8 protein-coding genes are annotated in these 9,443 nt (G+C 37.9%); 1 reads left to right on the top strand and 7 read right to left on the bottom strand.

Translation table 11 applies throughout. The features are described 5' to 3' along the window. The coding region (locus KCG35_RS06470) for an IS66 family transposase (RefSeq protein WP_215818861.1) at nucleotides 1-403 on the top strand (403 nt) is incomplete at its 5' end. 196 nt (nucleotides 404-599) lie between these two features. Here the strand turns inward: KCG35_RS06470 and KCG35_RS06465 are convergent. From KCG35_RS06465 to KCG35_RS06435, 7 genes are all read right to left on the bottom strand, one after another. After that, nucleotides 600-1,715, bottom strand: a complete 1,116-nt coding sequence (locus tag KCG35_RS06465; RefSeq protein ID WP_215818860.1) for a glycosyltransferase — start codon at nucleotides 1,713-1,715, stop codon at nucleotides 600-602. Between the two features lie 52 nt (nucleotides 1,716-1,767). Beyond that, nucleotides 1,768-3,186 (bottom strand): PIG-L deacetylase family protein, encoded by a 1,419-nt coding sequence (locus KCG35_RS06460; protein WP_215818859.1) that lies wholly within the window; start codon nucleotides 3,184-3,186, stop codon nucleotides 1,768-1,770. Between the two features lie 8 nt (nucleotides 3,187-3,194). After that, nucleotides 3,195-4,094 (bottom strand): GNAT family N-acetyltransferase, encoded by a 900-nt coding sequence (locus KCG35_RS06455; protein ID WP_215818858.1) that lies wholly within the window; start codon nucleotides 4,092-4,094, stop codon nucleotides 3,195-3,197. 5 nt (nucleotides 4,095-4,099) lie between these two features. Next, the gene (locus KCG35_RS06450) at nucleotides 4,100-5,206 is read right to left on the bottom strand and encodes a glycosyltransferase (protein WP_215818857.1); all 1,107 of its coding nucleotides are present in this window, start codon (nucleotides 5,204-5,206) and stop codon (nucleotides 4,100-4,102) included. 64 nt (nucleotides 5,207-5,270) lie between these two features. Next, complete coding sequence (locus tag KCG35_RS06445; protein WP_215818856.1) at nucleotides 5,271-7,034, bottom strand: carbamoyltransferase family protein; 1,764 nt, start codon at nucleotides 7,032-7,034, stop codon at nucleotides 5,271-5,273. Nucleotides 7,035-7,173: 139 nt separating this feature from the next. Further along, nucleotides 7,174-8,667, bottom strand: coding sequence for a lipopolysaccharide kinase InaA family protein (locus tag KCG35_RS06440; RefSeq protein WP_215818855.1), 1,494 nt, complete (start codon nucleotides 8,665-8,667; stop codon nucleotides 7,174-7,176). A gap of 8 nt (nucleotides 8,668-8,675) precedes the next feature. Beyond that, nucleotides 8,676-9,428, bottom strand: coding sequence for a lipopolysaccharide kinase InaA family protein (locus tag KCG35_RS06435; protein WP_215818854.1), 753 nt, complete (start codon nucleotides 9,426-9,428; stop codon nucleotides 8,676-8,678). Nucleotides 9,429-9,443 lie beyond the last annotated feature (15 nt).

Genomic DNA, 9,443 nt, shown 5'->3' with positions numbered 1-9,443 from the left:
CGATAAATTAAAAAGCTGGCTCAATAAAACCCTGCAACACACACCACCTAAAATGGCCTTAGGTAAAGCAATACAATACTTACATAACCAGTGGGAGCGACTTGTCGGCTATCTCGAGGATGGCACTTATCCGATTGATAATAATCCTGCAGAAAATGCCATACGGCCCTTCGTGATTGGACGAAAAAATTGGTTATTCGCGAATAGTCAATCAGGAGCCAAAGCCAGTGCCAATTTATATAGCTTAATTGAAACCGCTAAAGCTAATGGGCTTGAGCCGTTCTCGTATTTACAACGGGTATTTACACTGTTGCCTAATGCACAATCACTGGCTGATATCGAAGCGCTACTGCCTTGGCAACTCGCCCACCACGATAACCATCTTGCTTCCACAGAAGTTTAAGCTCGCCATCTCTTAGTTGGATATTTTATACTGGTTGATTGCTTTAAAATACCTGTAGTTGCTTTGGCGCTTACAGTATTACAACATAGAGCGACTGCATTCTGCCAATGGTGATTTGTCACCCATAGAGTTTGAAAATTCTCAACTAAATGTGTCCAATTTGGGCTGACCAGTACAATCTGAGGAGACAGCTTTTTCAGGAGCGACTAATTATTGCTTTATACCGTTCTCTATATATTTTTATGGAATGATTCTCTTTTACATAATAATAACCATTGTCAATAATCCTTTTTTTATCAGCAACTGATAAATCTAAAAATTCTGTAATTTGACTGATTAAACTATCAATATCTGTAGGAGGAACTAATTTTGCAATTGTATCATTGATAACTTCAGGAATACCTCCAACATTTGTTGAAATAATAGGGACCTTAGCAATTAATGCTTCAAATATTACGAGAGGCATACCCTCTTCTAACGAAGGTAGAACAAATAAGTCAAATGCTTTAAGAAGTCTGTATGCATTAAAAATTTCACCCGTAAATAAAACTCTATCTTCAACACCCAAATTTTTAGCTAGGTTTTGTAGTGACTGTTCGAGCTCCCCCCCACCAATTATGACTAACTTGATACTTTTATCTTTCTGCGAAATTTCAGCAAAGGACTTAATTAAATACTCATGGCCCTTAACTTTAACCAAACGCCCAATCGTACCAATTATAACATCACTCTCATCAACTTCTATTTCCTGTCTCGCAGCATTTTTTTCAAGCATATTTGACTCAATATAGTCAAGATCAACAGCATTAGGTATAACTTTGACATTATGATCATTAAAACATTTACATTGTTTTATAATATATTCTTTTACTGTTTGAGAGACAGCAACAATAGTCCATTTATCATCAATTAGTAAATTTGAAATAAATCGCCTATAAAGTCTATCAAAATCTCCTACACCATGAACTACTGAAATACAGTTTGGTATTTTAATAAGTTTATTAACAATGAGCATAACATCAAACGACTTAAATCTATGCGTTATTACCACGTTAAATGCTTTATCTTTACAATACTTCCATAATTGGTAAACAGCTTTCAAGCGAAAGCCTTTCATTTGTTTTTTAGTGAGCTTAAAATATTTTTTATTCTCAGCAACTGTGATCATATCTTTTTCTGCTGGTTCTTCACAAAAATAAGCTGCAGTAACTTCAAAGTCTTCTCTTGGTAAGCCTTTTATGATTTCTTCATGCAGGTCAGAAGTTCGTATATAATACTTTTGCTGAAGCTGTAATACTTTTTTTCTATTCATATTACTTACCTTATACAGTCGCCAAGCAACCTATAAAACTGCCATATAAACATCATTTTTTAAAGTAAAAAAATTCATTGTTTTTTATGTTTTTCGAGAAGTATGCGTCATATCCATATCTACCATATGATCTTCCTATTATTTTCTGGATTAGCGATCTAATAACTTTTTTAAGTTTCACAGGCCTTTTTAAGTCATGCATCATTTCCAAAGCATAAACTTTATTCTTTTGCACATTTTCACTTAACGAAAGAGAAAATAGCCCATAAATAGCTTGAACTGATTCTATATTTGGTGGTAATGAAGCTATAGAGTGTGGCGGACCAAAGGGATGCATATCTGTGTAATGAAAATGATTCGCGTAACCGAGCATATATTCAACCCCTTTGAAAGAGGACTCTTTGATCGCTAGCTCAACAAATTTTGAAGCATATATGTGATCTTCATGGGGATCTAGCTGACTATGTGGCATGATAATAACTTCAGGCTTAAACTTTTCAATCAAGAATTTCAGGTCTCTAATCAGATTCTCTCCTGAAGCATGGTTATTCTTATCACTAGGAAGTGAAAATGAATTAAACTCTCGGAACACTTTTGTTGAGTCAACTCCAGCCGTTAATGAAATAGTCGTTTTACTCAGATCATCAAACATCTCTTTTAGACGCAAACAAAAATAACCAAGGTGGATGATATTCTCTGGTTTAACGCCCCCCCATTGTGGAACGGCAATACTGTCAAATGCTCTCAGCCGCCCTTTTAATAATGATGCCTTCTTACCATCAGCATATACATGTGAGAAACTTTCTGCTTCAACCTCACCAGCGGTGAGTGTAACAACTGCAACATCCTTTACCTGACTATACAAGCCAAAAGCAGCTAATTCAGCATCATCAGCATGAGGAGCAATAATTAAAGTCTTCTTATTGATGAAGTCTTCATGACAAAATCCATAAACTACAATATCGCTGGGCAGTGGCTGACAGTATTTAAATTTGATAGAAACTACTTCTCCATCAATGAGTTTTTCCAACCAACCACTGATATTAATATATCTTTTCCCCTTCAACCCCCTTTCAAAATACTGCTTAGCAATGTGCTTACCATCACTGATTTCAACATATGGATCAAATATAGTGCCTAAAAAGACATCACTCTTTATTGATATAGCAAGTACTGCTGTGTCGCACGTTGCCAATCCATCGCCCTTAACTAAGCATAATCTACCATTTTCCAACTTCGCTTTTGTACAAATAGCCTTTGGAAAGCTGTATAGATAATCAGATTTAGGGTTATAAAAAATATGATCAGACCAAAGAAGCTCATGAGCAATATAAAATAATAAAAGCAGCAATAATGACTGCCAATAAAAACCAAGAACAATACCAATTATGCCTAATCCTACAATTAAGCATGCTTTGATTTTATTTTTTTGTTTCTTTCTTTTTAGCCAAGTAGCAGATTGAGTATTCATAATAAATTTTATGTTAAAAACACTGGACTTTTGTTACACCAACGAAGTTTATAATCATTATCTGCCAAACCGAAAGAATAACGTAGTGGTTTATTTTTACTGTCAGCGAACTCTTGTGCTTGTTGTATGTTTGTAAAACTTAAAATACTACCCGGACTATGGTTCTTATAGGCAGGATTAACTCCTCCATTTACGTACTCCACACTCAAGTGATTTACCGTTTCAACTTGATACACTAGCTGAATAGCAATAGGTTCATCAGCTATATATAAAATGTTTCCAGTTAAAAATGTATATAATTTATCAAGAACTTTGCTCATTAAGGCAGAGCCTTTAGCACTAAATCCCCAACGTTTTTCAAAAAGCTCAAGATAAATCGCACATAATTGATCTACAGCTATACTATTTATTGGTTTAAATTCACCACCCTCATTTTGAAATAATCTAATTTCTCGTCGATGATTATATTTAAATTTCTTCGAGAAACCATCAGAATGGAAGCCTTTTGCTAAACAAAGTGCTTTTCCTTTATTCTTTAAATTAATTATCTGAGGTTGGTGTTCACCTGAAATAAAGTCAGATTTGTAAGGCAATACAATCCGTATATTAGGGCTCATTGGTAATATCACTTCAGGATTACCAACATCAATTAATCCTCGTTTACCAAGTTTTTTTAATGCAGTTTTACTACCAGCAATATAGTTCCCCCAGGTAGGAACAGCAGCTACTAACTTATCATCCTCATAGCGTCCTTGGAACATAACGGGAATCTCAAGTAACTCTGAAATCCCCTGAATAACCTCTGGGTGAGTAATAAAACTCCCCCCCCACTGGTTATATGCCTTGCAATAAGTCGAATAAGGTATTGTTGTCCAATGCCTCATGTGCCACTTAATCAACCAATTCACTGGCATTAAACTCCACTAATCTGTTGAACAAAAGGTATCTGCCAAAAACAGTTCTTAACAGCCGCATAAGAAAAGTTTTTAGTAACCTTTCTGTCCATACTATCAACCAGCTGGTTCATCATTACAGAGTCATAATGATGAACCTCAAGCATTTTATTTACCAACGCCTTGTCATCACCCAGTGTAAAGAGAGCACCACATCCTGACACAACTTCTTTCGCGCCACCACAATCTGTCGAAATAATAGGTAACCCTGCTGCCATTGCTTCTAACAAGACCATACCAAAAGGCTCATGATCAGAAGACAGCACGAAGCTATCAAATGCTTTAAAATATCTAGCAGCCTCTTTGACTTGCCCTAAAAATAAAACACTATCCATAATACCCAGTGTTTTCGTCAGTTCTTCAAGCTCACTCTGAAGACGACCACTTCCGATTATTGCAAGCAGTGAATTCGGCTGTTTTTGAATAACTTGCGCAAAAGCTTTAATCAACGTTGCCTGATCTTTATCTGGATGTAACCGACCAACATTTGCATAAATAAATTTATCCACAGGCAAACCTAACTTTTTGCGAGCAGATTCCTTATCAATCAATTGGAACTTAAGTTGCTCATAATCGACTCGATTATAGAGTGTTTGAATTTTTGATGGATCCCACTTTGTTAAACAGCCACGCATATCATCACGTACTGCATCAGATACACCCAATAAAAATAAACGCTCACGATGCTTATTCACATACCAACGTCTTGTTAAACGCTGGTAGTCTCCAAATGCATGATGAATACCAACACACGGGACGCTAGGTATATGAGATGCAATAAATAAGGCTTTATATCGGTGAGCTAAAACAAATTTAAAATTAAATTTTTTATGTAGTTTTTTTAAATCAGCAATTTGCTGTCTTTTCAAACCACGTAGTTGCTTTGATGAATAATTTAAAAAAATAACTTCTGATGAGTTAGAGGCTTTAATAACTTCCTCTTTCGGCTCTCCTTTTAAGTAGACCGTAACAACCTTAAAAGGGGTATCATCAAATAATGCAGCATACTGATTAGCCACACTTAAAAAAGGAGGCTTGTAATCATGACAAAGCTGCAATACATACATAGACTTAACCTTTTCAAAAACGACTATAGCTCCTACTAGGAGCAATAGTCGTCTTACTTAATTATTAGTTTATGGGCTCTTCGATATCTGCTGGAAATTCAGCTTTAACAACCAAAATATCTTCCATAATAAGGTATTGCAGATCTGAGCCAAAAAACATGTTCAAAGCATCTGTTGGTGTACACACTACAGGCTCACCACGACGATTTAATGACGTGTTCAAAACGACTCCATTACCTGTCAACTTTTCCATTTCTTCCAATAAAGCATAGTAACGAGGATTAAATTCCTGTTTTACGGCTTGGCCACGAGAAGTTCCATCCTCATGAACAACCTCTGGTACTCTTTCCTTCCATTCTTCATTCACTTCAAAAGTAAATGTCATGAAAGGCGCAGGATGATCTACTTTAAACATCTCTTTTGCCACCCTATCCAGCATACTTGGACAAAAGGGTCGCCACCGTTCACGAAATTTAATTTGTTCATTAATTCGGTCAGCAATGCCTTTAAAACTTGGACACCCTAAAATACTGCGGTGGCCTAATGCTCGCGGTCCAAACTCCATCCGCCCTTGAAACCAAGCCACAGGGTTTCCTTCAGATAAAATTTTAGCAATACGTTGTGGCACATTATCAATTTGTAAAAACTTTGGTTTCTCTGCATGTTGCTGACAGGCTTCAATCACTTGCTCATTATTAAATGATGGACCAAGGTAAACATGCTCCATTTTTTCAACTTTAATGCCTCGTTTCTCTACAACATACGAAGCAGCACCTACCGCAGTACCTGCATCACCTGAAGCTGGTTGTACAAATAGCTCTTTTACTTCTGGACGAGCAATAATTTTTTGGTTTAATTTTACATTCAAAGCGCCACCACCAGAAAACGCAATTAAACCCGTCTCTTTGATAATATCACCCAAATAATAATCCATTAACTTTAATGAGACATCTTCATAAAGCTTTTGCATAGACGCAGCATAATGTATATAGGGATCATCAGCCATATCTCCTTTACGACGAGGCCCTAGCCATTCAACCAATTTAGGACTGAAATAAAAACCACGCCCCTTTTCTTTATAACGTCTTAGCCCTATGACATTGGCGTAATCAGTATTAACCTCGAAATTTTTACCATCAAACTTAATTAATCGTGATAAATCATATTTATCTGGATCGCCATAAGGAGCCATCCCCATCACCTTATACTCTCCATCAAGCATATCGAAACCAAGGTATTCGGTAATAGCGCCGTATAAACCACCTAAAGAGTCAGGATCATAAAACTCTTTAACTTTATGAATCTTTCCATTTTCTCCATAACCAAAAAATGTTGTGGCATATTCACCTTTACCATCAATTCCCATAATGGCCGTTTTTTCTTTAAAACCACTTAAGTGATAGGCACTTGAGGCATGAGCTAAATGGTGTTCTACAGGTTCAAACTCTATTTTATTCCAGTCAAAACCTAATGACTCCAGCATTTCACGGATACGTCCAACATAACGACGATAGCGGCGATTGCCATTTAACAGTGCATCCAAAGAGCGGTCAGGAGCATACCAGTAACGTTTTGCATAATGCCAACGTGCAGGTGTTGCCAATGAAATAGGCGCATAGGGTACAGCAACCACATCAATATCTCGTGGAGTAATACCAGCTTGAGCCAAACAAAATTTGGTAGATTCTATTGGCATTTTATTTTTAGCATGCTTATCGCGCAGAAAACGCTCCTCTTCTACAGCAGCAACCAGCTTACCATCAACATAAATAGCTGCTGAAGGATCATGCCCCAGTGCACCAGATAACCCCAAAACCGTTAATGCCACACGACTTTCCTCTTTGTTTTTTTAAGCCTTTCACGCTTAATATCTACACTTATAACTTTTCCCGCAAATAAATCGCTATAACTGTAAACTCAACGAATTAGGCTTGAATCAAGCTTACTTATTTAATACTTAATTTTTTCTATTTTAACTGCTCTATCTGTGCATTGATATGCTGAACTAATGGTTCAAAGGCATCACACAAACCAGGACTATCGGTCCAGTTTTTTAAAAATCGCTGCATGTCTTTTTGAAAATAATGCTGATGCTGTTTCTGATTTGAATGCATTTGCATCGCATCTAAGTCAATAACCTGTATATCCATTTTTTCACTGATTAACAGATTATTGCCTTTCAAATCACCATGACTAATACTATTGTTCAGCCAAATAGAGAAAAGCTTACTTAGCTGGCTTTTAATGATTGGTAGCTGTTCCTGAACATTCTTTTGCTGAGACCAATGCATTAAGTCAGGAGCTGCAACATAATCTAAAATCAAATAGGCTCGTCCCCTAAGACAACCAAAACGCTCTTCAATCATAGCTAATGGAAGGGGGGTTGATATCCCCAGCATGGTTAACATATACCCATTACGCCACGACATCCATGCCCTAGAAGGACGCCAGCAACGACTTAAACGGTGCTGCCAACTCTTGATATTGTAACGTTTAACCACGACCTGACGCCCAGCAACTTCCACCAACGCTACCGTTGCTGTATTACCACTTTTAAGCCTCTTTCCTGTACCTATATAGGTTTCAGGATTTGCTAAAAACTCAAGCCATTCCTTCGTCGCTAGCTCTCGACGAGTTACACAATAACGCTGCCACTTATGGTTAACAACAAACTCCGTACAATCGCGATATATCTTTTTCAAATAGCGTTGCAAGCGCCAATGCCGACGAAATTTGACCCTAGATAAAAGTGCTTCCACTTCAACTTTGGCTCGCGTAGTGCGCGCATTATAAACAGTGATTAATTCACTTACAAAGTCATCATATTCAGGAGGTAATTGCGCAAACAATAACGCCAGATTATCTATTACTTCACTTTCCAATAAAGACGAGCCTTGCCGTGTCATTTCGACACCATCACCATCAACAATAAACAGCTGCCCCTGCTCATCTGCAAGAAAATTATTTAGGTGTATATCGTTTTGCTTAAGCCCTGCATCATGCATACCTGCAATTAAAGGCATTATTCGTCTAAGAATTGTTAAGCGCGATTGCTGGTCACTGACATGGTCCCATTGTGCTTGTAAGCTTTCTGTACCTTTCAAGTAAGAGAGCACGAGTACTTGTCCTGTTCCTTGATCAGCTGCTCCATGGGTTATCACATCTGCAGTTTGCAAACCCGCTTCTTGTAGCGCATTAACACCACGTAACTCTCGATGTAAATACTTTTCAGCATTACTCCCCATAAAAAGTTTTACTAGAACCTGCTTGCCATTCACTTTGGCGCGACAAACCAAACGCTTCTTGGGAAGTAACCTAAAAATATGCTCACAGCTAAGCTGGACTAAGGTTGTGCTTTCCTTATTTTGAAAGCTTATGCGAAAAGGGCATAGAACATCACGATTGGCCTCAACCAAATCATTTATGGACAGCATTGGGCCTAAACTCGTCGTACTCGTCACCAATACACCTATTCTCGACCAGCAAAAAACTGCACGATTTTACGAATTTGATGCTTATCGGCAATAGACAATTTACCGCATTGCCGGTAGCGCTTATAAAATGCTAGGCGTTGTTTTGGGGTTAACTGATACTTAGCAACCTTATCCAAGCATGCCAGGTCTTTAATTTTACGATAGCTAAGCATCGGACCAAACCAGCGAGTGCCGGCAGGACAATCAATTAAATAAATTTGTGGATTAGGTCCAGTCGTTACTAAGACATTACGCCACTTTAAATCGTTATGAGCGAACCTTTCCCGATGTAGCACTTGCGTCGCATCAGCCACCTGATTGCTAACCGCTGTAACCCAGTCATGATCTTTTAAACAGGATGCCTTGGCCTGCGCTAATGAGGCTAAATCATCAGTCCCAACCAACTCTTCCGTGATAAGTGCCCCGCGGAGTGTTTTACCTAAAAGCCTGGACTCTCCATAAGCAACAATAGGCGCCGTGGGAAGACCTAATTTTTGAAAAAATAAAAGGTTCTGCCACTCCATTTTTACCCGACTTGGTCCAAGGTAACGCCGAACACCTTTGCCTCCAGCCGTATAGCGCTTAACAAAATAGTACTTGTCGCCAACCCTAACCTTATATACAGCGCTTATAGGGTCTGTTGTAATTAACTCACCAGGTAACGAAAACACTTTTTCCAAACTAGAAAAGGCATCCTCAGTATAACCCTGCTGATAACGAGGGGTTATGGTCCACTCAGTTGTTATCAAACTACTGCTCCTCAA

The organism is Zooshikella harenae, from assembly GCF_018837975.1.
Lineage (GTDB): Bacteria > Pseudomonadota > Gammaproteobacteria > Pseudomonadales > Zooshikellaceae > Zooshikella > Zooshikella harenae.
Note: the sequence above shows the minus strand (reverse complement) of the source record. Positions and strands in the feature narration are given on the sequence as shown.